We start from the raw sequence: 26,188 nt of genomic DNA, 5'->3' as shown, positions 1-26,188 counted from the left end.
ACACTAACGTGGGCGTCGATGAGTGGCCTGCACGCAGATGAGATCCAGGTCGACGACAGCACAGTCCGCCATCTGGTCGACGAGCAGTTCCCGCAGTGGAGCGGCCTGCCCCTGCGGCGGCTGCCCCCGACCGGCACCGACAACCAGCTCTTCCGTCTGGGCGAGGAGTTGGTGGTGCGGACGCCGCGGGTCCCCGGCGCGAGCGACTCCGCGCTCTGGGAGCACGCCTGGCTGCCCCGCCTCGCGCCGCGCCTGCCACTGGCGGTGCCGGCGCCGCTCGCGCTGGGCGAGCCGGGAGCGGGCTTTCCGTGGCACTGGACCGTGGTCCCGTGGATCGAGGGAGCTGAGCCCACCGCAGAATCGATCGATCTGGAGGAGTGGGCGACCTCGCTCGCTGCCTTCGTCCGGGTCTGCCGCGCCGTGCCCGGCATGGACGGGCCAGTGAGCACGTCCGGCCGCGGTGCTCCGGTCGCGGCCGTGGAGGCGTGGGTCAGGGAGTGGACGGACAGGGCCGACAGCGCGCTCGTCTCACGCGACGCGGTGCTCGCCGTGCTCGAGGACGCGCTGGCCGCGCCGCCCTACGAGGGGGAGCCGGTCTGGTTCCACGGCGATCTGCACGAGGGGAATCTCCTGGTGCGCGACGGACACCTGGCTGCTGTGATCGACTGGGGCACAGCGGGTCGCGGTGACCCGGCGATCGAGCTCAACGCGATGTGGGGCTATCTGCCGGAGCAGGTCTCCGACCTCTATCGGGAGGCCCTGGGGCTCGACGAGGCGGCCTACCGCCGGGCGCGCGGCTTCGCCCTGGCGCCGGCCATCAGCGGGATGACCTATTACCGCGACACCGCACCTCAGTTGGCCGGGCCCAACCTGCGCACGGTGCAGCGCCTGACTGCCTCGCTCGACTGACCTGCCATGGTGGCGTCGTGTCGAAGCGGTCATCGGTGCCCGGTGTTGCACGACAGCTGAGGGTGGCGGCCAGGTCGCGGTGGTGCACGACGGCTCGGTCAAGCGTCGGTGTCGGCAGCGGGCTCGGGGACGCTGTCCGCGAGTGTGCTTGCCTGCCCCCACAGGGTCTCGAAGGCGATGCTGAGGGTGGCGGCGAGGTCGCGGTGGTGCACGACGATCGTGGTGACCGAGGAGCCGTTCTCGACCGGGTCGGGCATGTTGAAGGCGACTGACTGCCGGTCGACGACCGTCATCTTCAGCGGCACGTCGTCACAGATGCGCAGGTCCTCGCCGAGGCGCTCGTAGGCCTCGAGCAGGCGCACCAGATCTGGGTCATCGAGCAGGGGACGCGCATAGATGGCTCTGATGCCGGCCCTGGACGGGAGCGTTGCCTCGTCTGAGGGTGGGGCGGCCAGATAGGGCGGGCGCACCATCGCGAGGATCTCCTCCTGCGCCCCCTGCCACAACCGCTCGATGCGCTGCACGGTGTGGGCCGGGTCGCGCAGGACCTCGACATAGTCCAGCGGCTCGGCTCGGCCCTGACCGTCCACGAAACGGGCCTGCAACTCAACGGCGAGCTCACGAGATCGGGAGGCGAGCGTCTCGAGATCGTGGCGACGCACCGCGAGCAGGCTGTCGAACACCTGGTCCGGGGGCTTGGCCCGATAACGCAGGCCGGGGGAGCCCGAGACAGGCGCCACGAAGCCACGCTCGGCAAGAGAGGCCAGCACGTCGTAGGCGCGGGGTCGCGGGATGTTGCCGATCCGGGCGATCTCTGCGGGTGTGCCATCGTCGCGACCGATCAGGGCGAGGTAGCTCTGGGCCTCATAGCGGGTGAGGCCGAGCTGGACGAGTTCGGCAACGGAGGAGTCTTCCATGGGTAAAACCTTAGTGTAACTATTGACAGTGGTAACAACTTCGGGTGAGACTGCCGGGGACACCACACCCCTCGGAAGGCTCCAACGATGCACACCTCTCCCCGTCCCGCAGCGCGCCGTTCGTTCATGACGCTGCTGGCCGCCGCCCCCACGACGGCCGCGCTGCTGATCGCTGCCGGCGTGACGCCGATGGCGGCCCACGCCGACGGCGACCCCTACGACACGGTCGAGCTCCAGGCCCGGACCAACCTGCTGGCCAACGACGCGGGGCACAACCTGCCGCCGGGGTCGTCCTTCAACTCCATCACCCCCCAGATCAACGAGAACGGCGAGGTGTCCTTCCGGGTGCAATACGTCGCGGGTCTTGACCCGACCATCGGCAGCCCGGGCGTCTGGTTTGGCAGTGGCGGCGAGGGCGAGATCGTCTACACCGGCAACGAGGGCGGGACCATCCCCGGTGAGGCGATCCTGAACGACAAGGGCGACATCGCCTTCACGCTGGGCGGCGGTGGCGTGGACAACAAGCTGTATCTGTACTCCGCCGACACGCAGACCGCGGAACAGGTCGGGACCTCTCCGGTGCTGCCCAACTCCTACTCCTCGGCCGCGGTGGACGAGGACGGCAACATCGGGTTCCAGGCCTCGTTCTCGGCCGGCCGCTCGATGGCCGCCTACCGCGACGGCATGGGTGTCTTCTATGCCAGCGACAAGGGCGTCGACCCGAACAGCCCCTTCACCTTCTTCTACACCGCGCACTACAACGACGCCGGACAGATCGCGGCCAAGGTCTCGACCTCTGACGACAAGGTGACCGAGCAGGAGCTGCGCGTCTTCAACCCGGACGGTTCCTCCGAGGTCCTGCTGGCCAACCAGGCAGTTGACCCCGAGTCGCCCTACAAGGAGTTTGACAACGGCATCGCCGTGAACGACGAGGGCGTCATCGCGGCTGTCGCCGAGCGCGTCTCGGACGGCGCCAAGGTCGTCGTGCGCTCCGACGGTGAGACCGTGACCGAGATCGCTGCCGAGTCCGCCGACGGCCCCGTCCAGTCGGTGCGCTATTTCCGCCCCGACATCAACAACGCTGGTGAGGTCGTCTTCCGCGCCATCGGCCCGGACGGCGCAGTCATCTATGTTGGCGACGGCGAGGACCTGGTCGCGGTCGCGACCCAGGGTGACGCGGTCACCACCGACCTGGGCACCGCCCAGCTCGGCCAGCACAACGCCAGCCCCGTCTTCGGCGGTGGCCCGACGATCAACGACAACGGCGATGTGGCCTTCGCCGCCGGCGTGCACCCGGAGGGCGACAACCAGGCTGAGTGGGGCACCGGCGTCTTTGTGGCCTATGGCGACACCGACGGCTCGGAGCCGCCGGCCGACGACGCGAGCGAGGAGATCGTCGCGACGATCCCCGAGGACACCGGTGAGGGGTCACTGGTGATCTCCGTCGACCCCGACGACCGCACGGTGGCGCTGCCTGAGATGGACTCCCTCGGCGACCGCCTGGCCACCTCAGGTGAGCTGCGACCCGTCACCGTGACCGACTCCCGGGCGACCAACCCGGGCTGGGATGTCTCCGCTCAGGTGTCTGAGTTCAGCGCCAGCGAGGGCGATGACTCCTTCGCGGGTGGCTTCCTCGGCTGGTCCCCGTCCGTGGAGTCCTCCACGGACGGCCAGACCGTGAACCCGGGCGACGCCGTGGACCCCGGCTTCCCGTCGGGTGAGGGCCTGTCCGTGCCGCGCCAGCTGGGCTCGGCCGACGAGGGTGCTGGCACCGGCTCGGCCGTGCTCGGCGCCGGCCTGGAGCTGCAGATCCCCGTTGACACCGCTCCCGGCACCTACACCGCCGTCCTGACCATCACCGCCATCTGATGCGCCGGTCAACCACTGACGCAACACGGCGGATGAGACGCAGCACCACCAGATCCTGGGGCGGTCGGGCCCTCGCCGCGGCCGTCGCGGTCACAGCCGTGGCCGTGGTGCCGGGCATCGCCGCCGCACAGTTCGGCCAGGCCGACCTGGCCGGTCAGGAGATCGCCGCTGGCAGCACGGCGGCGAGCGGTGACACGTCCGGGGACCAGGACACACTCGCAGCCAGCAGCACCCTCGGCTCGTCCGAGACCGGCCGGTGGATCGTGCAGTTGGACGAGCCGTCCCTGGCGACCTACGACGGCGGCATCGCGGACCTGTCCGCCACCGACCCGCAGGTCACGGGTGCGCCCAAGCTGGACGTGACCTCCTCGGCGGCCCGCTCCTACGCCGACCACCTGCAGGCCCGCCAGGCCACCTTCGCCGACACAGCCGGAGGCGAGTTGGGTCGTGAGGTCGCGATCGAGCGCACCTACAGCTCGGTGCTCAACGCGGTCGTCATCGAGGCGGACCGCTCCGAGGCCGTGCAGCTCTCCGCCCTGCCGGGGGTGGCCGCGGTCTATCCCGACGAGCTGCGCGAGCTGACCACCGACGTCTCGCACGAGGCGATCGGCTCGGCCGCGATCTGGGGCGGCGAGACGGGCAGCCAGGTCGGCACCCGTGGAGAGGGTGTGCTGGTCGGCATCCTGGACTCGGGCGTCAACCCCGAGCACCCGTCCTTTGCCGCCACCGACGGCACGGGCTATCAGCACGAGAACCCGCTCGGTGACGGGACCTACCTGGGTGTCTGCGACCCGTCGAATAGCAGGCAGCCCGACGAGGCGATCTGCAACGACAAACTGGTCGGGGCCTGGTCCTTCGACTACCGCGAGGACAGCGCCATCGACAGTGACGGCCACGGCAGTCACACCGCGTCGACGGCGGCAGGCAACGTCCACGATGCGACGTTCACCATCGGTGACACCTCGTTCACCCGCGAGGTCTCCGGGGTGGCGCCCCGGGCCAACATCGTGGCCTATCGGGTGTGCCTGAACAACTGCCCGATCACCGCGATCCTGGCCGGCATCGACCAGGCCGTCACCGACGGTGTGGATGTCATCAACTTCTCCATCGCCGGCTCGGACAGCCCCTGGACCGACCCGGTCAGCGTGGGCTTCCTCGAGGCCGCCAACGCGGGCATCTTTGTGGCCGCAGCGGCCGGCAACGAGGGACCGGGTGAGAGCACGACGGCTCACAGCGGGCCGTGGATCACCGCCGTTGCGGCCTCGACCACCAGCCGGGTCTTCGCGCAGACGCTCGACGTCACGACTGCCGGTGCCCCCGAGGGCCTCAGCGGTCTGGCCGCGGTCCCCTCCGGTGACGGCCCGGGCCTGACCAACGACCTCGAGGCACCGATCCGTGACGCGGAGGCGGTGGCCTCCGGCAACGGCAACGGGTGCGCTGCCTTCCCGGGCGGTGTCTTTGAGGGCTCCGTCGCGCTCATCGAGCGTGGTGCCTGTGACTTCTCGGCCAAGGTGAGCAACGCTGCCTCGGCCGGGGCAGACGCCGTCGTGGTCTTCAGTGACTCGGTCGGCCCGCCCACCACCATGGGCGGCCTGGCTGGCACCTCGGTGCCGGCCGTCATGATCGGCCGCTCGGACGGGCTCGCGCTGCGTGAGCACGTGACCGGCGCGGACACGCAGGTCCGGCTCAACGCGGCAACGTCTCTGGTCACTGATGAGGAGTGGGCCAACTCGATCGCCGGCTTCTCCTCGCGGGGCCCGTCGCAGCACGATCTGATCTCGCCGACGATCACCGCACCCGGTGTCAACATCCTGGCTGCCAACGCCGGGGATGCTGACTCCTACATGGTCCAGCAGGGCACCTCGATGGCCTCACCCCACGTGGCCGGAGCCGGAGCCCTGATGACGGCGCTGCACCCGGACTGGACCCCCATGCAGATCCGGTCTGCCCTGGCCTCCTCGGCCAATCCTGATGTCCTGAGCGCGGGCGCCGACCCCACGACGGCGTTTGATCAGGGATCGGGGCTGTTGGACCTGGGAGCCGCTGGTCGGGTCGGCCTGGTTCTCGATGAGACCTATGAGAACTTCAAGGCCGCCAACCCGGCTCCCGGGTTTGACGGGGACCCGCAGACGCTCAACGTCCCGGCCCTGGTCGACCAGGAGTGCGGATCCGCGTGCACCTGGACGCGCACGGTGACCAACGTCGCGGACACGAGCGTGACCTACACCGCTGCGGGCGAGAGCGCCGATGGAGTGTCTGTGCAGGTCGAGCCGGCAACGATCACCCTGGCGCCGGGGGAGTCCGCAGCCGTGGAGATCATGGCGCAGGCTGGCGGTCTGCCGATCGGTGAGTGGGCCTTTGGCTCGGTCACTTGGTCGACCGACGGCACCTACGCCAGCGGCGTGCCGGTCGCCGACGCGACGTTCCCGATGCTCGTGCAGTCCACGGCTGCCCAGCTCGAGGTCGACCCCGGTGAGGTTGCTGCCGAGCAGGAGCCGGACACGGTCACGGAGCACACCGTGACCATCGGCAACACCGGTGGTCAGGGCCTGGAGTGGAACGTCGTGGAGGAGACCGGCGAGCAGGCGATCACCCTGCGTCCAGTGACGGGCACACCGGTCACTGCCTCGGCCCTGCCGAAGGACCGCACGCTCCCTGGCCAGGGTGAGCTGCTCGAACCGGCACGCAACTCCGGGACTGTGGCGAGCGGCATACAGACGCAGGTCGAGCGCCCCGCGGCGGACGAGGGGTCGGTCACGATGACCCACTCGGAGTCGCAGGCTGTCCTGGCCAACAACACGGTCGCCTGCTCCGCGGAGGACGGACTCACCGGCGACAACGGGTTCCTGCGGACCTTCACGCTGACCGACTTTGCGATCGCCGACGAGTTTGCGGTCACCGATGTCTCCTTCGGGGTCGAGGCGGTCAATGGTGCCCCGGCCAACGTCACGGTGCGTCTCTACACCCTCGACGGCGAGACGCTGACCTATGACAACCTGACGCAGATCGGCAGCTCCGAGGTGACGCTGCAGCCGCAGGCGCTGCAGATGGTGTCGGTCCCCGTGACCGGCACCGCACCGGCCGGGTCGACCCTCGTGGTCGAGCTGGATGCTCCCTCGACGAGCGAGACGAGCGGCTTCTTCGCCGGCTCCAACGCCGAGGGTGAGTCCGCACCGTCCTATCTGCGCTCGGTGGACTGTGGGATGCCGGAGCCGGCTCCGATGTCGGTCATCGGCTTCCCGGACACGCACCTGGTCCTGAACGTCACGGGCACCACCGACGCGCCGGACACCCAGTTGCCGGAGTGGCTGACGATGGAGCCGATGTCGGGCACCGTCCCGGCCGGTCAGACCCAGGACGTGACCGTGACCATCGACTCGGCTGGCCTGAGCGCTGGCGACATCGAGCGGACGATCGCGATGCTCGCGTCCAACGACCCGGACCAGCCGACCACGTCGCTGCCGATCTCGCTGACGGTCAGTGGTGACGGCTCGGAGCCGCCGGTCGACGGTGCCAGCCAGGACATCGTGGCCACCGTCCCGCAGGACGGGGGCGGTGAGGACGGATCCTTGCTGATCTCGGTTGACCCGCAGGACCGCACGGTGGAGCTGCCGGAGATGGCCTCCCAGGGTGACCGTCTGGCCACCTCGGGTGAGCTGCGACCGGTCATGGTGACCGACTCGCGGACCGCCGACCCGGGCTGGAACGTCTCGGCGCAGGTGTCCGACTTCGCCGGGTCCGACGAGGGTCTGTTCGCCGGCGGGTTCCTCGGCTGGGCCCCCTCCGTGGAGTCCTCCTCGGACGGTCAGGCCGTGACCCCGGGCGACGTGGTCGCCCCGGGCTTCCCGTCCGGTGAGGGCCTGTCGGTGCCGCGCCCTATGGGCTCGGCCGAGCCGGGCTCTGGTCGCGGCTCTGCCACGCTCGGTGCGGGGCTGGACCTGCAGGTCCCGATGGCCACCACGCCTGGTGTCTACACCGCCATCCTGACGATCACGGCCCTGTGATCTGATGCTGGGCATGGCACGAGGAGCACTATCAGCAGCCGCGGCGGTGATCGCTGGTCTCGCACTGGCGATCACCCCCGCGGCGGCGGCCGAGGACCAGGCCCAGCAGACCGGCGAGCCGGAGTCGTCCCTCACCTGGTCGGTGCAGCCGGCCGGTGAGGACGGCGCCGACGGCCGCCCAGACTGGGACCTGGAGGTGGAGCCGGGACAGACCGTGGAGGATGCTGCTCAGCTGAACAACTTCAGCGACGAGGAGGTCACCTTCCACCTCTATTCACACGACGCGATCAACAGCCCCGACGGCGGCTTCACCCTGCAACCGGCGGACGCCGAGCCCGTGGGTGTCGGCGCGTGGGTCGGTCTCGACGAGCAGGTGACCCTCGGGGCGGGGGAGAGCGCCAACGTGCCGTTCTCCCTGACGGTCCCGCAGGACGCCACCCCCGGCGATCACGCCGGCGGCATCGTCGCGTCGGTTACCTCGGAGACCACCGATGCCGAGGGGCAGCGGGTGCTGGTCGACAACCGGGTCGGCTCGCGGATCTATCTGCGGGTCGCCGGGGACATCAACCCGACCCTGGAGGTGACCAACCTCAGCGTCAATTACGAGCGCTCGTGGATCCCGTTCACCACCGGGGCGGCCACGGTGACCTATGAGGTCCACAACGCGGGCAACGTCCGCCTCTCCGGTGAGCAGAGCATCAGCGGTCACGGGGTCTTCGGGCTCGGAGACCACACGGTCACGCTCGATCCGGTGGGGGAGATCCTGCCCGGCGAGTCGCTCACCGTCTCCGAGCAGGTTGACGGGGTGCTGCCGCTGTTCCGCGTCACGGAGGAGGTCCTGGTGACGCCCGAGGCGCCCCAGACCTCTGCCAACGTGCTGCCCGTCGTCCAGACGCAGGAGTCCGCCGACGCGTGGGCGCTGCCCTGGGTCGAGCTGATCATCCTCGCGGTCCTGGTGCTGCTCGTGGTGTGGTCCCGCTGGCGGCGCAAGCACGCCAAGAAGAAGAACGCCAAGCAGGTCGATGAGGCCGTGGCCAAGGCGCGTGCCGAGATGCGCAAGGAGCTGGAGGAGCACAAAGCCTCGAGCGCCTCGAGCACCTCAGAGACCTCGGCAACCTCGGGTGCCGGTGCGGGATCGGGCGCGGACCAACCGCCTGCGGACCCGCCGAAACCCTAACTCCCGCAGTCACCACGGGCGGGGCGGCCACCCGGTCGCCCCGCCCGTGGTTTGTTAGCTGGTGGTCTGTTGGCCTGCTCGTCTGTTGGGACGGGTGTCTATTTCGGCGGCAGGGTCCGCGCGAAACTCAGTCCGCGACCGACGATCTCGCGCAGCGCGTCGTCGCTGGCCACCCCCTCTGCGTCGACGTGCAACCACCCGGACATCACCCGCTCGCCCATGACCTGGGGCCGGATGTGTTCACCCACCGGGTCGTCGCGACCCGGGTCACGCCGGAACATCAGTGCGCCGTCACCTCCCGCAGCGACCGCCATGTTGCCGTCGACCAGGAACGCCAGCCCGCCGAACATCTTCTTCTCGCTCACCCCCGTCTCGCCCTCGAGCACCTGACGGATCCGCTCGGCCAACCCCTCGTCATACGCCATGTCTGTCAGTATGCCGAGGCGCACTGACAGTGCGCAGCCTCACCTGGTCTGGTCAGGCTCGGGCGCGCAGGAACTCCAGGCGGTCGGCGGTGTCGGCGACGATCGTCAGCTCGCCCGGGCCGCTGGGACGCTGCACGGCCAGGCCCGCCTCCTCGGCGATGAGAGTCCCGGCGGCCCAGTCATAGACGCCCAGGTCGCGCTCGAAGTAGGCATTGACCCGCCCCTCGGCCGCCGCACACAGATCCAGCGCCGCGGACCCGCTCCGCCGCAGGTCGTCGAAGCCCTCCATCACCTCGGGCAGCGCCGTGAGCTGGATGGCTCGCAGCGCGGGGGAGTAGCCGAACCCGGTGGCCACCACCTGTCCGCGGCGCCCAGCCGGTGTCCCTGCCAACCGCACGAACGGCGGCGCGGGAGTGGTGCTGCCGGGCAGCGCCCCGGTCCGCCACGCGCCCTGGCCCGCGCGCGCGAACCACACGCTGTGCAGTGCCGGGGCGGCGACCAGCCCGGCGAGCCACTCGCCCGTGGTCAGGTCCCTGGCCCCGATCGAGAAGCAGTGCTGCTCCAGGCCCCGGACAAAGTTCACGGTGCCGTCGATCGGGTCGACGTGCCACTCGATGCGGGGGCTGTCACCGGCGCCGCACCCGCGCAGTCCGGCGGCGATCTCGGCGCCGCCGGGCAGGTCATCGAGCGACAGTGCTGCGACGCCCTCCTCACCGATCACGACGTCGTCCGGGCGGTGCCGGTGGAGGTGGCCGGTGACGAGCGCCTCGATCTCCCGGTCGGCCACCGTGACCAGGTCGTTCGGGTCACCCTTGGCGCTGACGACCGCCCCATCCAGGCGGGTCCGCCAGTGCACCATGCGCGAGCAGGCGATGTGGGCGGCGTCCCGCGCCGCAGCAAGGACCGGGTCGGCGAGGAAGGTCTCGGTGCTCATGGGGATGGCCATGCAGGCAGTATGCCCAGCCGCAGCGACGCCACACGAACCTACACATGCATGTGTATGCTGATGTTATGCCGGTTATGGAGAAGAGGCTGCAGTTGCTGCTCGACGCGCACCGTTACGAGCAGGTGGCAGCCGAGGCGAGCCGCAGCGGACGGAGTGTGGCGGCGGTTATCCGCGAGGCGATCGACGTCCGGTTCGAGCAGGACGAGGAGCGCGGACGCAGGTCCGCAGCGCTGGGTGATTTCCTCGCCATGGGGCCGGACGGGGACGGCCCGGATGAGGACGTGGTGGCCGAGCTCCATGATGAGTTTGAGGACCACCTCAGCCGCAAGGGCGGCTCATGACCTCGGTCTTCGTGGACACCTCCGTCTTCCTGCTGGCGCAGGGGAGCCCGCACCCGCTGCGCGAGGGCGCTCGCCAGTTCCTGAGCAGGTGCCACGAGGCAGGAGTCTCGATCCACGTCAGCGTCGAGGCGCTCCAGGAGTTCACCTTTCACCGAATGCGTGCCCGGCCGCGTCAACAGGTGCTCGCAGAGGCCGCGACCCTGAGGCGGGGCGTCGTTGTGCACGCGTTCGATGAGCTGGTGTTGGATGCGATGCTCGCCCTCCTGGAGGGGTCCGAGCTGCGGGGCCGGGACGCCGTTCACGCGGCGACGGCAACCGTGGCTGGCTTTGACCGCCTCGTCACGGCGGATCGTGACTTCGTCGCGGTGCCGGGGCTGACCGCTGTCCGCCCGGAAGACTGGCGCTTATGACAGCTCAGGCAGCACGTCCAGCAGGCGTCGGCGCAGGTCGTTGGAGCGCTCGCTGAAGGCACGCTGCTCAGCGGCATACTCGGCCCGGCCCGCGGGAGTCTCGATCCGCACCGGCTCATAGCCCAGCTCGGAGAGGTCATAGGGTGCCGCGCGCATGTCGAGCTCGCGGATCTCCAGGGCCAGCCGGAAGGCGTCGAGGGTCAGCTCACTGGGCACCAGCGGCGTCAGCTTGAAGCACCACTTGTAGACATCCATGCCGCCGTGCAGACAGCCTGGCTGCTCCATCGTCACCTGGTCCCCGCGCGTGGGCGAGAGCCGGTTGAGCGGTGCCGCGTCCGGGGTGAAGAAGCGATAGGCATCAAAGTGCGAGCAGGTGATGGTGGCCTGCTCCACGACCTGGTCGGTCCCGGCGGAGCCCAGCCGCAGGGGCCAGCCGCCGTGCCGGACCTGCTCGTCATCGGCGCGATAGACCATCGCCCACTCGTGCAGCCCGAAGCAGCCGAACCGCCCCGGCCGCGACAGCGTCGAGCTCAGCAGCCGGCGCACAAACAACAGGGCCGACTCGCGCTTGGCCACAAACGAGGCGACGTCGAGGGAGGCTCGCCCCTCGGCATACGCATAGCAGGACCAGTCGCCCCGCTCGGCCGCACCCTCAAGCGCAACCCCGGCTCCCGGGTGCCAGCGGCGCAGCTGGGCCGGGCGGAAGTTGTAGTACTCGAACAGGAAGTCCTCGACCGGGTGCTTGCGGCCGTCCGCGCGGCGCTCGAGGCGACCGGCGGTCAACGCATCGACCGTCGCCGCGTGGGCGTCGGCTCGCGCTCGCCAGACTGGCTCGGGGAGGACCTGCACGGTGTCTGAGGGTATGCCGACGGGCACGTTGGGCGCGAACCTCACCACCGTGGGGGCGGGCTGCGGCGTGACGTCAGGCGAAGGCGCTCATCCCGGTCACGGCGCGGCCCACGAGCAGTGACTGGACGGTCCGGCTGCCCTCGTAGGTGTAGACCGCCTCAACGTCGGCGAAGTGCCGCCCCACGTGGTGGTCGAGCAGGATCCCGTTGCCGCCCAGCATGTCTCGCGCGATGGCGACGACCTCGCGAGCACCCTCGGTGCAGTGCAGCTTGGCCATGGCGGCGTGCTCGATGGTGCACTCCCCGCGCTCCTGCAACTGCGACATCCGGGTGCACATCAGCTGCATCGAGGTGATCAGCGTGACCATGCGGGCCAGACCGTCCTGGATCAGCTGGTTCCTGGCCAGCGGGCGACCGAACTGCTCACGGCGCAGCGCATAGGTCAGCGCACCCTCATAGGCGCCGACCGCGTGGCCGACCGCCTCCCACGCGACGGTCTGGCGAGAGCGCATCAGCACCCGGTTGGTGTCGGCGAAGGTCCGCGCCTCCGCCAGTCGGTTGTCGGCCGGCACCCGCACGCCGTCGAGGCGGATATGTGCCTGCCGCACACCGCGATTGCTGATCTTGCCGGTGATCACCTGGGCGTCCCAGCCGTCCGTCTCCTGCGGCGCCTCGACGACGAAACCGCCGACGTCGCCCGCGTCATCGCGCGCCCAGACGACCGCCAGGTCACAGACGGAGCCGTTGCCGATCCAGCGCTTGGCGCCGTCGAGCACCCAGTGGTCCCCGTCGCGGCGCGCAGTGGTCTCCAGGCTGACCACGTCGGACCCGTGCGTGGGCTCGGTGAGCGCGACGGCGCCGAGCAGCTCGACCCGCGCCATCGCCGGCAGCCACCGCTCACGCTGCTCAGCGGAGCCCAGCTCGTGCACCGAGGCCATCGCCAGGCCGGAGTGGACGGCGTTGAGCGTGGCGATCGAGCCGTCGCCGCGGGCCAGCTCCAGACACATCATCCCCTCGGCCAGCGGGCTCACGCCCGCGCAACCGAAGCCCTGGATGGCCGCCCCGGCAACCCGGGTGTCGGCATACCCCGGCACCAGGTCCCGCGGGAACTCCGCGGCCTCCCAGTAGTCGGGCGCGCGCGGCACGACCTCCTCGTCACACCAGCGGCGCACCCCGTCGCGCAAGGCGCGCTCGGTGTCGGTGAGCAGGTCATCGAGGCCGAAGAAGTCGGTGCCCAGCGCGCGACCGAGGTCGCTGCCGTCGGGGACGTCACGGGCGGACTCGGGCATCGGGCTGGGCTGCATGCTCATGATGCCGAGCGTATGCCGTGGTGCGGGTCAGGCGAACGTGCCGCGGTAGTGCTCGGCCAGGGCGGGGTAGTAGTCGTCCCACACGACAGTGGCCGGGTCGGCGCCGTCCTCGGCGACGACGAGGCGGTCCAGGTAGTAGTGCCAGCCGGGGCCGACCCCCTCGGCCATCGCCGGGTCGGGGACGCTCTGCGCGAAGGTGAGGGTGGTGACGTCGGCGTCCTGGGACAGGTCGAGCCGGATGTTCCAGATCTGGGGGTTCTCCCCGTCGAACGGCATGGTGGAGGTGATCCGCAGGCGCTTGGGTGCCTCGCAGTCGGTGATGGCGAAGCGCTCCGCGGCGTGGTCCTCGCCCTCGAAGAGCATGCGGAACAGCACCTCACCCTCAGCGGGGTCGCCAGTCCAGTTGCCGATCCAGCGGGCGAGTCGGTCCGACTCCGTCACCGCCGCCCACACGTGCTCGATCGGGGCCCGAAAGGTGCGGGTGAAGGCGATGAAGGGCTGGTCGTCGTGGAGTGCTCTGGTGCCGTGGCCGTTGGTCGGGGTGCTCATGATCCGGTCTCCTTGGTCTGTTGGGTGTCTCGCTCTGTCGCTCGGCGGTCCCGGCCGGTGCGGCGCACCTCAAGGTCAAGACCGTCGAGGGCGTGCTCGGGGATCCGCGGGCCCGAGGCGCCTGGAAGAGCCTCAAGCCAGGCCCGCACTGGCTGCAGGCCCGCAGCCTCCAGCCGATAGTGGCGCTCGCGACCCACGTCCTCGGCGGACACCAGGCCCGCCTCGCCGAGGACCCGCAGGTGCCGACTGATCGCCGGTCGGCTGATCTCGTGCTCGGCCGTGAGGTCCACGACGCGAGCTGGTCCCCGACCGAGGCGCTGCAGCAGTGCGCGCCGCACCGGGTCTGCGATCGCTCCGAACGGGTCCATGGATTATTAGTAACCTATTAGTTACCAATCTGTCAAGAAGGTGCGCGAAACCTGGAGTGGGAAGCTGTCTTTATCCAAGTTTCGCGAAGAGTCTCATTCGCCGATAGCGGCGGGTGACCTTGTCAGCTGAACGGTCGGCGCCCGTCCAGACGCTGCGAGCCCTTGCCGGCCAGCCGCCACAGCCGGGCCGCGGCGTCGCGGTCCTCCTCGGTGATCAGGTTGCCCATCCAGCGCAGGGCCAGGCGCATCATCGCCGGCGAGCGCATGCCGATCGGACCCAGCTTGGGCAGCACCCACGGCACGGTGACCAGCCCGGCCAATCGCCGGGCGATCGAGAACGCCTCGCCGTAGCGGTCGGTCAGCAGCGCCGGCCAGGCGGTCGAGAAGTCGGCCTCGTCGGTCAGCATCTGCGCCGCGAGCCGCCCGGTCTCGAGGCCATAGTCGATGCCCTCGCCGTTGAGCGGGTTCACGCAGGCGGCTGCGTCACCGATCATCATCCAGTTGGGGCCGGCCACGCCGGACACAGCGCCACCCATCGGCAGCAGCGCGGAGGTTGGCATCCGCAGGTCGCCGCTGACTCCAAAGTCGGCCTGGCGCTGCTCGGCATACCACTGCATCAGGGGGCGCAACTGGATGTCCGCGGGTCGCTTGGCCGTCGCCAGGGTCCCCACGCCGACGTTCACCTGGCCGCCGCCGAGCGGGAAGATCCAGCCATATCCCGAGACCATCTCGCCGTCGCGGTCGCGCAGCTCGAGGTGGGAGCTGATCCACTCGTCGTCGCTGCGGGTGGAATCGACATAGGCGCGGGCTGCCACGGCATACACGGTGTCGCGGTGCCACTCCCGACCCAGCATCTTGCCGACGGGCGAGCGCACGCCGTCGGCCACGATCAGCCGGTCGCACTCGATCTCAAAGGTGCCGTCGGCGCCCTTGAAAGTCACCGCCCGCACCCGGCCGGACTCCTGGCGCACACTGATCGCGCGGGCTCCGTCGATCCCGAGCGCCCCGGACTTCAGGGCCACGGTGCGCAGGTGATCGTCCAGCTCGGTGCGGGCCACTGCCGAGCCGTATGCCGGGAGGTTGCCTGAGGCCTTCTTCCCGCGGCCCTCCGTCCAGTCCAGGTGCAGGGTCTGTCCGAAGCCGTGCGCCCGCAGGCCGCGGCTGCGCGGGTGGGTGCTGAGCCAGTCGCGCAGACCGAGCAGCTCCAGCTCGGCGATCGCGCGGGGGGTCAGGCCGTCGCCGCAGGTCTTGTCCCGGGGGAAGGTCGCCGCATCAGCGAGCACCACGTCCAGGCCGGCGCGGGCGGCCCACGCCGCGGCAGCCGAGCCGGCAGGTCCGGCACCCACGACGAGGACGTCGGTGCGTTGCGGAGGGGAAGAAACAGTCACGCGGTCCATTCTCTCAGCACCGTGGGCCTGTTCTGCCTGGTGGCGCGTGAGGTCAGTCACGTGCGCCCCTCACCCGTGCATAAGAACAGGCGACGTCGATGCCCCGAGAACAAACGTGCTGGTCAGAGGCTTGGTGCTCGTCGACGCGACTGACGTCACCTGTCTGAATGCTCGCGGGGGCCGGTCAAAGTCTGACGTGCGCGAGGACTGGTCAACGCCTGGAAGCGCGCGAGGGCCGGTCACAGCAGATGGCCGCGGCGACCTCTGTCAACCTCAGTCAGGCCTCGAGGTCCCGGCGGCGACGGCGCAGGGTGCGTGTGAGATCCCTGCGACGCCGGCTGTCCCACCCGATGGCGCCAGCCTCGATCTCATCGATGACGTCAACGGTTGCTGCCAACACCTCCTCGATGGCTCGGTCCACGGCTGCCGCCGGGAGACCGATCTCGGCGCCGAAGGCACGAAACGCCTTGGTGCTCAGGTTGTTCCGCCGTCCGGACAGTGGCAGCGCGAAGGTCGAGTCGCCATAGGGCACGGTCGAGGGGATGTCATAGATCGGGGCGATGGAGCGGTCCTCACGCCCGAGCGTGGAGATGTTCTTGGCGTGCAGATCGCCGTTGCCGGTGAGCCAGGCCAGCAGGGCCTGTCGGATCACAGACTGTAGGGCGAGCGGACGTGAGCGGCACACCGCGGCCAGGCCGATGGCCAGCTGCTCCATGGAGACCGAGTATTTGTCCGCAGGGTGCACACCGAGGACCTGGGCGCCGTCCTCCACCGCCAGGCGGCGCAACTGTCCGTCCTGAAGGACCCGGTCGAAGCGGGTGACCAGCAGGCCCGCCCGGCCGTGCCGGTCGTGGACCACCTCTGCGCTCACGACCGGGTGCCGCAGGTGGCGTGCGGCGCGGAGGAAGTGGTCCTCGTTGGTCACGACGAGCGGGAACTCGGGCACCTCGAACTTCAGCAGGTGCGCCCTGCCCTCATGGGCGAGCGGGACCGTCAGCATCCGGCCGGACACCTTGTCCTGCACCCCTGCCAGTGCCGACGGGTCACCGATGCCATGAGCGGCGAGGAGGTCGTCGAAGTCGAGGTCCGCAAAGTCTCCCGTGGCGCTGGTGGGTTCCACGCCCTCAACCTCCGCGCCCTCAACCCCCATGGCGTCCGGGTCAGCAACGACCTGGACATCGCCCACCGGGTCTGAGCCGACAGCCAGCAACAGTGACAACTCGTCGTCCGCGCTGGCCTTGATCGACCTGCGCAGGGCGCTCAGCCGTCGCCCCTCCGGCAGGAGGTTGGCGAAGAAGGCTGGCACGGCGCCTGCGACGGTGCGCACCGGCTCGTCAGTGAGAGGAAGCGTGGTGGCCACCGACCGCGACCCGGCAGCAAGATAGTCAGCCGTGTAGGCGAAGGCGACCCCACCGTCCACCCGCTCGAGCGTGGCCGCTGGCACGCCGTCCTTCAACACATGGGCCACCCGGACATCCCGCGGGTCGGTGCGCCCGTCCTTGGCCATAGTCACGGCGTCTCCCGAGGCGCGACGACCAGGCGCAGCCCGAGAGCTTCCAGGACAGGTTCCAACTTGTCGAGCCGGACACTGGTCTTGCCGGACTCGAGCTCGCGAACGAAACGTTCGGAGACGCCAGCCAGGGCCGCCAGGTCCGCCTGTCGCAGGCCGAGAGCGCGCCGCTGTGCCACCACAGTGCTGAGCCAGTGCTCCACGGGGCCTCCTCTGATCGTCGACCGGCACGAACGTGCCGGTCGACCCAGTTTGGCACGAATGATCCTGCCTATCCAGCGGAATCGGCACGATCGTGCCGGTGGGGCAGACGGCCGCCTCGCAACGTCGGGGTTTCGAAGTCAACCGGCGCGATCGTGCCGGTGCCGGGAGAGCCGGCACTCGGCATACCCTTGTCCGCATGCGCATCTGCAGGTTCACCACAGGAGAAGACCCCGAGTTCGGCCTGGTTGATGGGGAGGGCAAGCGGATCGTCTCGATCACCGGCGACCCGCTCTACACCAAGATCGAGCTCACCGGCGAGAAGTACGACATCGAGGATGTGCGCCTGCTCGCGCCGGTGATCCCGCGGTCGAAGATCGTTGCGGTGCAGCGGAACTACGTCGATCACGCCAAGGAGATGGGCGGCTCCGTCTCCGAGGTGCCCGGGATGTTCTTCAAGCCCAACACCTCGGTCGTCGGCCCGGGGGATCCGGTGATCATCCCGCCGATCACCCAGGAGGTCAGCTACGAGGCGGAGCTGGCCGTGGTGATCGGGCGGCTGTGCAAGGACGTCAAGGCCGCAGACGCGGCCAGCGTGATCTTCGGCTACACCGTGGCCAACGATGTGACCGCCCGCGATCTGCAGCAGTCGGACAGCCAGTGGTCGCGCGCCAAGGGCATCGACACCTTCTGCCCGCTCGGCCCGTGGATCGAGACCGAGCTGGACACCTCCGACCTGCGCGTGATCAGCCGCGTGGATGGCGAGGTGCGCCAGGATGGCACGACCGCGGACATGGTGCACGGCATCGGCAGCCTCATCGAGGTCGCGTCGGCAGCGTTCACCCTGCTGCCCGGTGACGTGCTGCTGACGGGCACCCCGGCCGGCGTCGGGCTGGTCGAGCCCGGGCAGCGCGTCGAGGTCGAGGTCGAGCGCATCGGGTCGATGAGCAACCCCTTCGTCCGCGCGGAGGCATAGTCTTTGCCGGTGCAGGATTCTCCGGTCGGCGTCTTTGACTCGGGTTTCGGTGGACTCACCGTGGCCCGGGCGGTCATGGACCAGATGCCGCACGAGTCGGTGCTCTATCTCGGCGACACCGCTCGAGCGCCCTATGGCCCTCGGCCGATCGCCGAGGTGCGTGAGTTTGCCCTCGAGTGTCTGGACCGGCTCGTCGACCACGGCGTGAAGGCTCTGGTCATCGCCTGCAACTCCGCCTCGGCGGCCATGCTCGCCGATGCGCGCGAGCGTTATGACGTGCCGGTGATCGAGGTGATCCGGCCCGCCGTGCGGCGCTCGATGGCAGCCACGCACACCGGACGCGTCGGCGTGATCTCCACGCAGGCCACGCACCAGAGCCGGGCCTATCTGGACGCCTTCGCCGCAGCCCCGCCCAACGTGCAGGTCATCAGCCAGCCGTGCCCGCGGTTCGTGGAGTTCGTCGAGGCGGGAGTCACCAGCGGCCCGGAGGTGCTGGCGACCGCGCGCGAATATCTCGCTCCCCTGATCGAGGCCGAGATCGACACCCTGATCCTGGGGTGCACGCACTATCCGCTGCTGTGGTCGGTCCTGCAATATGTCCTGGGCGACGGCGTCACGCTGGTCTCGTCGGCAGAGGCGACTGCGGCAGAGCTGTTCCGCACGCTCACCGACTCCGACACGCTACGGCCCGAGAGTCAGGGCGAGGCCGAGCATGCTTTCCTGACCACCGGCGACCCGTCCGGCTTCACGCCCCTGGCACGCCGGTTCCTCGGCCCTGAGGTCGAGCAGGTCGGCCGGGCCTTCGTGGGTCGCGCGGAGGAGGTGAGCAGCGCATGAGTCTGCGCCTGACCGTCGTCGGCTGCTCCGGCTCCGTTGCCGGGCCGGACAGCCCCGCCTCGTGCTATCTCCTGCAGGCCGAGCACAAGGGACGCACCTGGAGCCTGGTCCTCGACCTGGGCAGCGGTGCTCTCGGGGCCCTGCAACGGCACACGGATCCACTCGCTCTCGATGCGGTCGTGCTCTCGCATCTGCACCCGGACCACTGCCTGGACCTGACCGGGCTGCACGTGATGCGCCGGCACCACCCGCAGGGGCGTGTCACGGGAAAGTTGCCTGTGCACGGCCCCGCGGGCACCGCCGACCGGATCGCCCGAGCACACGGGGTGCAGGGCGCCACAGATGTCTCCGACGTCTTCCGTTTCGTGACGGTGCAGGACCGCCGTGACTTCGTGATCGGCCCGTTTCGGGTCGTGCCCATCACCGTCAACCATCCCGTCGAGGCCTTTGGCTATCGCGTCTCGGTTGGCACCGTCACCATCGCCTACACAGGTGACACCGACGCCTGCCCGGCCCTGCTGCCGCTGATGGCCGACGTCGACCTGGTGCTGGCGGACAGCGGTTTCGTCGACGGGCGGGACCGGGCCGAGGGGATCCACCTGTCCGGGCGCCGCGCCGCCGAGGCTGCCGTCGCCGCCGGCGGGGTGCAGCGGTTGATGCTCACGCACCTGCCGCCCTGGAACGACCCGGCCGTATGCCGAGAGCAGGCTGAGCAGGTCTGGCCCGGTGAGGTGGAGCTTGCCGAGCCGGGGCGCACCTACGAGTTATAAGTACGGGTCGCTCACTGGTAGGTCTCACAACCGTCACTTGCAAGTGACGGTTGTTGCGGTCATAGTTGCACGGGTAGTCCTCGGTCGTAGAGGACATCCGAAGTCGGGCGAGAGTGCGTGAGGTGCGTCATGGCAACAGCAATATCGAAGGAGACTCTGTTCGCCACCCAGCAGACTTCTCGCCAGGCGGGGGAGTTTAAGGCTTGGATCGAGGAGCACCGCCAGGGGGCCGACGTGCGCGGTGAGATCCGCCTGCCCGGACAGCTCGCCGACCTGCTCGAGCGGGCGATGGCGATCCTCGCTGACGGCGGTCAGGTGGTGATCGGCTCAATCCCGGGACAGTTGACGACAACTGTGGCTGCAGAACTGATCGGGGTGAGCCGCACAACGGTCCTGAAGATGGTTGCTGACGGGGAACTGTCGCACACCAAGGTGGGCACGCATACCCGTCTCGACCGAGATGATGTTCTTGCGGTTCGTCGGGCTCGCCTTGAGCAGAAGCAGCAGGCGCTGCAGGAGCTCATCGCGTTGGAGAATGAACTCGGTCTGTGACGCGCACGGTCGCTCTGTCCCTGCCGCCGCCTGCGGGCGCACAGTGCCCCGAGTTCAGCAACCGAGTTCTGGAGGTCTGCCAGCAACTGGCCCGGTGAGGTGGAGCGGACCGAGCCCGGACGGGCCCACGAGTTCTAGGGTGCAGGCCTTCGGCCCGCCGCGTAGGAACGCGACGGGCCGAAGGGTGAAGCGAAGGTGCCGGGTTAGCTGATGCCGGCAGCGTCCTTCGCATCGTTGAGGACGTCGTCGCAGATCGCCTCGACGCCACCCAGTGCGGTGACGCGCTGCGGCTCGGTGTCCTCGAGGTAGTCCTTGACGGCGATGGGCAGGTCGCAGCTCTTGACGAGCACGATCGGCCCCAGCAGGCTGTTGGCCGCGAGCGAGTCCGCGAAGTCGTTGCTACGCGCCAGGTAGACCACCGGGCTGCCCTCCGGGAACCGGAACTGGGCGATCGCCACCGAGGTCTCGTAGCGGTTCGCACCGTCGAGCCGGTCTGGGCCCTCGACGGGCGGCATCAGGCTGGCGTCGTTGCCGGCCGGACCCTGGGGGCCAGCCGGACCAACCGCGCCGGTCTCGCCCTTTGCGCCAGCGGGACCGGTCTCGCCCTTTGCGCCAGCGGGTCCAGTCTCGCCCTTCGGGCCAGTCTCGCCGTCCTTGCCGTCTGCACCCTTGGCGCCTGCGGGACCAGCGTCACCCTTGTCGCCCTTGGGGCCGGTGAGACCAGTCTCGCCCTGCGGCCCGGTAGCGCCGTCCTTGCCGTCTGCACCCTTGGCGCCTGCGGGACCAGCGTCACCCTTCTCGCCCTTGTCGCCCTTGGCGCCCTTGTCACCCTTGTCGCCGGGGTCGCCATCCTTGCCGGGCTCACCCTGCGGACCAGCGTCGCCCTTGTCGCCGGGGGCGCCGTCCTTGCCAGGCTCGCCCTGCGGGCCAACGTCGCCCTTGACGCCGTCCTCGCCTGGAGCGCCGGGAGCTCCTGGCTCGCCCTGCGGACCGGTGTCGCCCTTCTCGCCCTTCGGGCCCACGCCTCCGCCGGGCTCGAAGTCATAGGTCACACCGTCGATGGTCACCAGGTCCACGGCACCGGTGAACGCGGTGTCGCGGCCCTTGGAGATGCCGGCGGAATACCACACTGCAGCGTTCGGGTAGGCCGTCGTCAGTTGGTCCCAGGTGCAGCCCTGACGGCATTCGGTGCCCCCGGTGCTGAGCCAGTTGCCCTTCTTGGCGTCGTACTGCTCCCAGGTCTTGAGGTTCTGCTCTCCGTCCTCCGGGACTGAGCTGCCGGGCCGGAAGACGAACGAGGCATAGCCACCGTTGGCGATGCCGTCGCGAGCCACCTCGATCGACAGGCCCGGGAGAGCGGCAGCCCCGTCGAGAGCCTCCGTGCCGTCGTAGACCCAGTAGCTGAGCTCTCCGAGCTCGGACACCTTCTTGCCCCAGAGGGGCGACTCCGCATTCAGGGGCATGGCGTAGGCCATCTTCTCGGCGGAGGTGGAGCCGCCGCCATCGCGCGGGCCGTCCACCGCGATGTGCAGGCTGCCGGTGCCAGCGTGCTGCGCCTCGCTGTCACCAACGGGGCCGCTGGCGAAGTTCAGTGAGGGGCTGCCAACGGTGTTGCGAGGAATGATCTGCCACTCTGGGCTGGCGGCATTGATTGTTTCGTCACTGTCAGCAGCAGTGGCGAGCATCGGGACGACGAGAGCGGCGCTTGCTGTGACGGCAAGAGTGGCGCCCTTCCAGCCGTTCAGGTGCTTGGGAACACGCATATCTATTTTCTCCCTGTTCGATTTCACCGGCACAGGGCACACGTGTGCACCCACCCGAGGCTGCCCCCGTGACCTGCACCGCACCAACGCAACGTTGCGTGAGGTGATTAATTCTTACCAGACGAAAAATGTGTCCCCGTGGCAGGGGTGCGCCGGGGCGTGGCGCCCCTAGGGAAGGCAAAGGATCCCTAGGTAGTAAAACGTTCAGGCAACTGTTGCTTTAACGGTTGCAGGACAACGCAATACGTCACCGTGAGTAAAAAAATCAGGGGCTGGTCTCGGTGTTCGGCTTCGTGGCGTAGCGCACCAGCGCGACGCCGTTGGAGAACGCACGGACCTCCAGGAGCTCGAGTTGAGGCACCTCGTGGCCGTCGGGGAAGAGGCGCCGTCCGCGTCCCTGCACGACGGGATAGACGAACAGCCGGAACTCGTCGACGAGCCCTGCCTCGATCAGGGCGTGGCACAACGTGATGCTCCCGGTGACCCCGATCTCCTGGCCGTCCGCGGCCTTGAGGGCACGGACCTGCTCGAGCCAGTCCCCACCACCGAGGACGGTCGAGTTCCGCCAGCCGGGATCGCCGAGCGTGGAGGACACGACAAACTTCGGCACCTGGTTGAGGATCGCCGTGATCCCGGTCTTGTCGTCCTGCTGCTCGGGCCAGAAGCCGCGGAAGTCCTCGAAGGTGCGTCGTCCGAGAAGCAGGGCGTCCTCCTGCGCGCTGAACTGGCGCAGGGCCTCGAGCTGGTCGGGCGTCTGGTCCTGAGGGTCGAACCAGTCGCCGAGCATCTCGATCGCTCCGTCGGCGGTGACGTTCTGGGTGATGACGAGTGTCCGCATGCCCAGACAGACTGGTCCCTGGCCGACAAGTCATCGGCCAGGGACCAGGTGGGTTCTGCGTCAGGGCCGCTAATACAGCATGTTGGGCAGGACCATGACGATCTCCGGGAACACCGAGAACAAGATGATCGCGATCGTCAGCACGAAGATGTAGGGCAGCGACCCCAACAGGATCTCCTTGAGGGGAATGTGAGGTGCGATTCCCTTCAGGACATAGAGGTTCAGCCCCACCGGAGGCGTGATCAGCCCCATCTCCATGTTGATCGTCATCACCACTCCGAACCAGATCGGGTCAAAGCCCTGCGCCAGGATCATCGGCAGCAGGATCGGTGTGGTCATCACGATGATGGACACCGGTGGCAGGAAGCAGCCCATCACCAGCAGCACCAGGTTGATCAGCAGCAGCACGACCCACTTGTTCAGGTCTGCTTCACTGACGGCCGCTGCCAGATCCTGCGGGACCCGCAGATAGCTCAGGATGGTGGCGATCACTGCGGAGAACGCCGTGATCATCAGGATCATGGTGCTCTGGTTCGTCGACTCCAACAGCACCTTCATCAGTTGCTTGCCGGTCAGGTCCCGATAGATGACCGTGACCAGGACCCACACGAGCAGGGCACCGATCGCGGCTGCCTCGCTGGGTGTCGCGATGCCGCGATAGAGCACCACGAGCACCAGGACGATCAACGCCGCGAAGGGCAGCGTCTTGCCCAGACTCATGAACCGGAAGGCCCAGCTATAGGTCCGTTCCTGGCGGGCCTTGCGTGCCTCGGCCAGGCTCGCGAGGTGTTTGTTGGTCGACCGGTCCTCCATCGTCTGGGCGATGTAGATCCAGATGCAGAACATCAGCGCGATGATCACGCCCGGAAGGATGCCGCCGGCAAACAGTTGGCCGATGGACTGCTCGGCGGCGATGCCATAGAGGATCAGCGTCACGCTCGGCGGGATGAGTATGCCGAGGGTCCCGCCCGCGGCGACGGCACCGGTGGCGATCCGGTCGGAGTAGCCTCGCTTTTCCATCTCGGGCACGGCCACCCGGCCGATCGCGGCCGCGGTGGCCGCGCTAGAGCCGGTCAGTGCGGCGAAGAGCGTGGAGGCAGCGACCGAGCTCATCGCCAACCCGCCGCGGATCCGGGACAGCCACGCCTCGCCGGCCTCGAACAGCTGGGTGCTGGCCTTGGACCCACCAAACAGGTTGCCCATCAGCACAAACAACGGGATGGCCAACAGGCCAAAGTTGTTGACTGAGTCATAGGTCATCTTGCCGAACAGCTCGAGCTGCTCCGGTCCCAGGAAGATCAGGATGGAGATGAGCCCGGTGATGGCCAGCGCGAAGGCGATCGGCATGCCGGTGAGGAACAGGACCATCGCCATCAGGCCGATGATCCCGCCCTGGGTGAGGGAACTCATGCGTCCTCCTCTCCCGAGCGCGGCCGTCTGGTCGACTCGTCATCCGGTGGTCCGGCCTCGTCCTCGTGCAGGCTTGCCTCCAGCTCGAGGTCGGCCTGGACCTGAGCCAGCTCGCTGGTCCCCTGCATCATCGAGACCTGAGAGATCGGGATCTTGCCGGTCAGGCCCATGACGCCCTCGATGATCATCGCGACCAGTTGGAGCGCGACGAACAGCATCCCGAGCGGGAGGATCGCGTAGGAGATCCACAGCGGGAACCGGAAGGCGGTCGGGGAGCGGAAGTCAAACAGATAGGCCTCCTGCCAGTTGCGGAACGAGGTGATCATGACGACCAGCACCACGCCCAGGCACAGGAAGGCGTTGACGATCCGCCCGATCAGCTGAGGCCGTTGTGGCGCAGCGTTGATCAGCAGGTCCACGCCCACGTGCGCGTGGTGCTTCAGTCCGTAGGCAGCACCGATGAAGGTGACCAGCATCAGCAGATAGATCGTGGACTCCGTCTGCCACACGGTCGGCTGCTTGAAGAAATACCGGGTGACGACGGCGTGCGTGGTGATCAGCGTGGCTGCCACCAGCGCGATCGCCGACAGCCAGCCAGACGCCTCACACAGCCAGCCGACCCAGCGCACGATGGCTGGTGGCCGGTGCTCCGCCTTCGGTGCGGCGTAAGGGGCGGAACTCATCGGCCTTCGCGGAGCTTCATCGCGAGGTCGAGCAGCTCCTGGCCTCCGTCGACGTCCGCGGCGTAGGCGTCCCACTGCTCCTTGGCCAGGGGGAGCCAGGCCTGGAAGTCCTCGTCCGTCATGGTGACGACCTCCACGCCGGCGTCCTTGAAGATCTGCTCGACCCGCACGTCGTCCTCAGCGGAGGCGGTGTAGGCATACTCCTGCAGGCCCTCGCCGACCTCGGTCACCGCCGCCTGCTGGTCGGCGCACAGCTTGCCGAAGGCCTCGTTGGTCATCACGAGCGGCTCATACATGAACCAGAACGTGTGCGTCGTCGGTGAGGTGTAGGACGTCACCTGCTCCTGGAGGTGATAGGACGCGAAGGAACCGGTGGAGGTCACAGCCGCGTCCAGGACGCCGGTCTGCATGGCGGTGTAGATCTCCGAGCTGGGCAGGGACGTGATGCCCGCGCCAGCGGCCTCGAGCATGTGCTCGACATAGGAGCCCGCGGCCCGCATGGTCATGCCTCCCGGGATGTCCTCCGGGACCAGGACGGGGTCGCCCTTCACGCCGATGGCACCGGCGTTCCAGACGTTGGTCAGCAAGGTCAGGCCGTTCTCGTGCATGTTGTCGCGCACGGCCTGCCCGATCTCTGCCTGGTCCCAGGCCTGGGCCTCCTCGTGGCTCTGCACCATGGCTGGCATCAGGGTGATCGACCACTGCGGCACCCGGCCGGAGGCATAGTCGAGCGGGAAGACGGAGGCGTCGATCGAGCCGGCCATCATGGCGTCATATTGCTCGGTGGCCGACGACAGGGTGCTGTTGGGATAGACGGTCACCTTGACACTGCCGTCGGTGGCGGCCTCAACCTCCTCCGCGAACTTCTGGGCAACCATCGCGCGGAAGTCGCCGTCGTCACCGGTCGGCTCGGGCCACTGGTGCGAGAGCCTCATCTCGACGTCGGTGCACTCCTCGGCGGCGGCACCGGCGTCAGCACTGCTGTTGCCAGTGTCTGCACCACCGCCGCCGTCACCCCCGTTGTCCGTGTCGTCGCCGGAGCCGGGTGCGCAGGCACTGATGCCGATCATCGTCGCCAGGGCGAGAGCGGCGGTGAGGGCGCGGGATCGTGTCGTGATCATGATCTTCCTCCGTGATTGAGCACTATCGGGTTGGTTTTGTTTGCGTTGAAGTCGTCTGCGTTGAGG

Annotated in this window: 25 protein-coding genes; 10 read left to right on the top strand and 15 right to left on the bottom strand. The window is 68.8% G+C overall.

What is annotated here, in order from left to right; translation table 11 throughout:
- Positions 1–18 precede the first annotated feature (18 nt).
- Positions 19–909, top strand: coding sequence for an aminoglycoside phosphotransferase family protein (locus NF556_RS16900; protein ID WP_252592218.1), 891 nt, complete (start codon positions 19–21; stop codon positions 907–909).
- 98 nt (positions 910–1,007) lie between these two features.
- Here the strand turns inward: NF556_RS16900 and NF556_RS16895 are convergent, their stop codons facing one another.
- Complete coding sequence (locus NF556_RS16895) at positions 1,008–1,826, bottom strand: TrmB family transcriptional regulator (protein ID WP_252592217.1); 819 nt, start codon at positions 1,824–1,826, stop codon at positions 1,008–1,010.
- An 87-nt stretch (positions 1,827–1,913) separates the two neighbouring features.
- On the opposite strand from NF556_RS16895, the gene NF556_RS16890 reads away from it, so the two are divergent.
- From NF556_RS16890 to NF556_RS16870, 3 genes are read left to right on the top strand one after another with little or no spacing between them, the layout of a single operon-like run.
- Positions 1,914–3,695, top strand: a complete 1,782-nt coding sequence (locus NF556_RS16890) for a WxL domain-containing protein (RefSeq protein WP_252592215.1) — start codon at positions 1,914–1,916, stop codon at positions 3,693–3,695.
- Positions 3,696–3,727: 32 nt separating this feature from the next.
- Positions 3,728–7,699 carry a S8 family serine peptidase gene (locus tag NF556_RS21445; RefSeq protein ID WP_289781760.1) on the top strand — a complete coding sequence of 1,324 codons (3,972 nt, stop codon included), beginning with the start codon at positions 3,728–3,730 and terminating at the stop codon, positions 7,697–7,699.
- Positions 7,700–7,712: 13 nt separating this feature from the next.
- Positions 7,713–8,876, top strand: coding sequence for a WxL protein peptidoglycan domain-containing protein (locus NF556_RS16870; RefSeq protein WP_252592213.1), 1,164 nt, complete (start codon positions 7,713–7,715; stop codon positions 8,874–8,876).
- Positions 8,877–8,974: 98 nt separating this feature from the next.
- On the opposite strand, the gene NF556_RS16865 is transcribed toward NF556_RS16870, so the two are convergent.
- Positions 8,975–9,301 carry a TfoX/Sxy family protein gene (locus NF556_RS16865; RefSeq protein WP_252592211.1) on the bottom strand — a complete coding sequence of 109 codons (327 nt, stop codon included), beginning with the start codon at positions 9,299–9,301 and terminating at the stop codon, positions 8,975–8,977.
- 52 nt (positions 9,302–9,353) lie between these two features.
- Complete coding sequence (locus NF556_RS16860) at positions 9,354–10,247, bottom strand: inositol monophosphatase family protein (RefSeq protein ID WP_252592210.1); 894 nt, start codon at positions 10,245–10,247, stop codon at positions 9,354–9,356.
- A 65-nt stretch (positions 10,248–10,312) separates the two neighbouring features.
- Here NF556_RS16860 and NF556_RS16855 point away from each other — a divergent pair, with 65 nt between their 5' ends.
- Both NF556_RS16855 and NF556_RS16850 read left to right on the top strand, forming a co-directional pair.
- Positions 10,313–10,588, top strand: a complete 276-nt coding sequence (locus NF556_RS16855; protein WP_252592208.1) for a hypothetical protein — start codon at positions 10,313–10,315, stop codon at positions 10,586–10,588.
- The gene (locus tag NF556_RS16850) at positions 10,585–10,998 is read left to right on the top strand and encodes a type II toxin-antitoxin system VapC family toxin (RefSeq protein WP_252592206.1); all 414 of its coding nucleotides are present in this window, start codon (positions 10,585–10,587) and stop codon (positions 10,996–10,998) included. The genes NF556_RS16855 and NF556_RS16850 overlap by 4 nt, the downstream gene beginning before the upstream one ends.
- On the opposite strand, the gene NF556_RS16845 is transcribed toward NF556_RS16850, so the two are convergent.
- The 7 genes from NF556_RS16845 to NF556_RS16815 form a co-directional block, all read right to left on the bottom strand.
- Positions 10,993–11,847, bottom strand: a complete 855-nt coding sequence (locus NF556_RS16845) for a 3-methyladenine DNA glycosylase (protein ID WP_252592204.1) — start codon at positions 11,845–11,847, stop codon at positions 10,993–10,995. The two genes, NF556_RS16850 and NF556_RS16845, sit on opposite strands and share 6 nt — an antisense overlap.
- Before the next feature lie 73 nt (positions 11,848–11,920).
- A complete protein-coding gene (locus NF556_RS16840; protein ID WP_252592202.1) occupies positions 11,921–13,156 on the bottom strand; it encodes an acyl-CoA dehydrogenase family protein in 1,236 nt (411 codons plus the stop codon).
- 27 nt (positions 13,157–13,183) lie between these two features.
- Complete coding sequence (locus NF556_RS16835) at positions 13,184–13,705, bottom strand: SRPBCC family protein (protein WP_252592200.1); 522 nt, start codon at positions 13,703–13,705, stop codon at positions 13,184–13,186.
- Positions 13,702–14,073: an ArsR/SmtB family transcription factor gene (locus tag NF556_RS16830; RefSeq protein WP_252592198.1), complete on the bottom strand. Its 372-nt coding sequence runs from the start codon at positions 14,071–14,073 to the stop codon at positions 13,702–13,704. Before NF556_RS16830 ends, NF556_RS16835 begins: the two co-directional genes overlap by 4 nt.
- Positions 14,074–14,195: 122 nt before the next feature.
- Positions 14,196–15,461, bottom strand: coding sequence for a geranylgeranyl reductase family protein (locus tag NF556_RS16825; protein ID WP_252592196.1), 1,266 nt, complete (start codon positions 15,459–15,461; stop codon positions 14,196–14,198).
- A gap of 277 nt (positions 15,462–15,738) precedes the next feature.
- Positions 15,739–16,968, bottom strand: coding sequence for a type II toxin-antitoxin system HipA family toxin (locus tag NF556_RS16820; protein ID WP_252595841.1), 1,230 nt, complete (start codon positions 16,966–16,968; stop codon positions 15,739–15,741).
- 2 nt (positions 16,969–16,970) lie between these two features.
- A complete protein-coding gene (locus NF556_RS16815) occupies positions 16,971–17,174 on the bottom strand; it encodes a type II toxin-antitoxin system Y4mF family antitoxin (RefSeq protein ID WP_252592194.1) in 204 nt (67 codons plus the stop codon).
- Positions 17,175–17,371: 197 nt separating this feature from the next.
- Between NF556_RS16815 and NF556_RS16810 the strand changes: the two genes are divergently transcribed.
- The 4 genes from NF556_RS16810 to NF556_RS16795 all read left to right on the top strand — a co-directional run bounded on the left by NF556_RS16810 (position 17,372) and on the right by NF556_RS16795 (position 20,307).
- Complete coding sequence (locus NF556_RS16810; RefSeq protein ID WP_252592192.1) at positions 17,372–18,148, top strand: fumarylacetoacetate hydrolase family protein; 777 nt, start codon at positions 17,372–17,374, stop codon at positions 18,146–18,148.
- 9 nt (positions 18,149–18,157) lie between these two features.
- On the top strand, positions 18,158–18,985 hold the full coding sequence (murI, locus tag NF556_RS16805; protein WP_252592190.1) for a glutamate racemase: 828 nt from the start codon (positions 18,158–18,160) through the stop codon (positions 18,983–18,985).
- On the top strand, positions 18,982–19,755 hold the full coding sequence (locus NF556_RS16800) for an MBL fold metallo-hydrolase (protein ID WP_306270456.1): 774 nt from the start codon (positions 18,982–18,984) through the stop codon (positions 19,753–19,755). The genes murI and NF556_RS16800 overlap by 4 nt, the downstream gene beginning before the upstream one ends.
- A gap of 129 nt (positions 19,756–19,884) precedes the next feature.
- Complete coding sequence (locus NF556_RS16795) at positions 19,885–20,307, top strand: excisionase family DNA-binding protein (RefSeq protein WP_252592188.1); 423 nt, start codon at positions 19,885–19,887, stop codon at positions 20,305–20,307.
- Between the two features lie 203 nt (positions 20,308–20,510).
- On the opposite strand, the gene NF556_RS21440 is transcribed toward NF556_RS16795, so the two are convergent.
- The 5 genes from NF556_RS21440 to dctP form a co-directional block, all read right to left on the bottom strand.
- Complete coding sequence (locus NF556_RS21440) at positions 20,511–22,070, bottom strand: cell wall-binding repeat-containing protein (RefSeq protein ID WP_289781759.1); 1,560 nt, start codon at positions 22,068–22,070, stop codon at positions 20,511–20,513.
- Between the two features lie 265 nt (positions 22,071–22,335).
- Complete coding sequence (locus tag NF556_RS16780; RefSeq protein WP_252592186.1) at positions 22,336–22,908, bottom strand: dihydrofolate reductase family protein; 573 nt, start codon at positions 22,906–22,908, stop codon at positions 22,336–22,338.
- 69 nt (positions 22,909–22,977) lie between these two features.
- Complete coding sequence (locus NF556_RS16775) at positions 22,978–24,318, bottom strand: TRAP transporter large permease (protein WP_252592184.1); 1,341 nt, start codon at positions 24,316–24,318, stop codon at positions 22,978–22,980.
- Positions 24,315–25,001, bottom strand: coding sequence for a TRAP transporter small permease (locus NF556_RS16770; protein WP_252592182.1), 687 nt, complete (start codon positions 24,999–25,001; stop codon positions 24,315–24,317). The genes NF556_RS16775 and NF556_RS16770 overlap by 4 nt, the downstream gene beginning before the upstream one ends.
- A complete protein-coding gene (gene dctP, locus NF556_RS16765) occupies positions 24,998–26,122 on the bottom strand; it encodes a TRAP transporter substrate-binding protein DctP (RefSeq protein WP_252592180.1) in 1,125 nt (374 codons plus the stop codon). The genes NF556_RS16770 and dctP overlap by 4 nt, the downstream gene beginning before the upstream one ends.
- Positions 26,123–26,188 lie beyond the last annotated feature (66 nt).

It is taken from the genome of Ornithinimicrobium faecis (genome assembly GCF_023923225.1).
In the GTDB taxonomy this organism is placed as follows: domain Bacteria; phylum Actinomycetota; class Actinomycetes; order Actinomycetales; family Dermatophilaceae; genus Ornithinicoccus; species Ornithinicoccus faecis.
The sequence above is the reverse complement of the archived record's forward strand: the minus strand, read 5'-3'. Positions and strand labels throughout refer to the sequence as shown.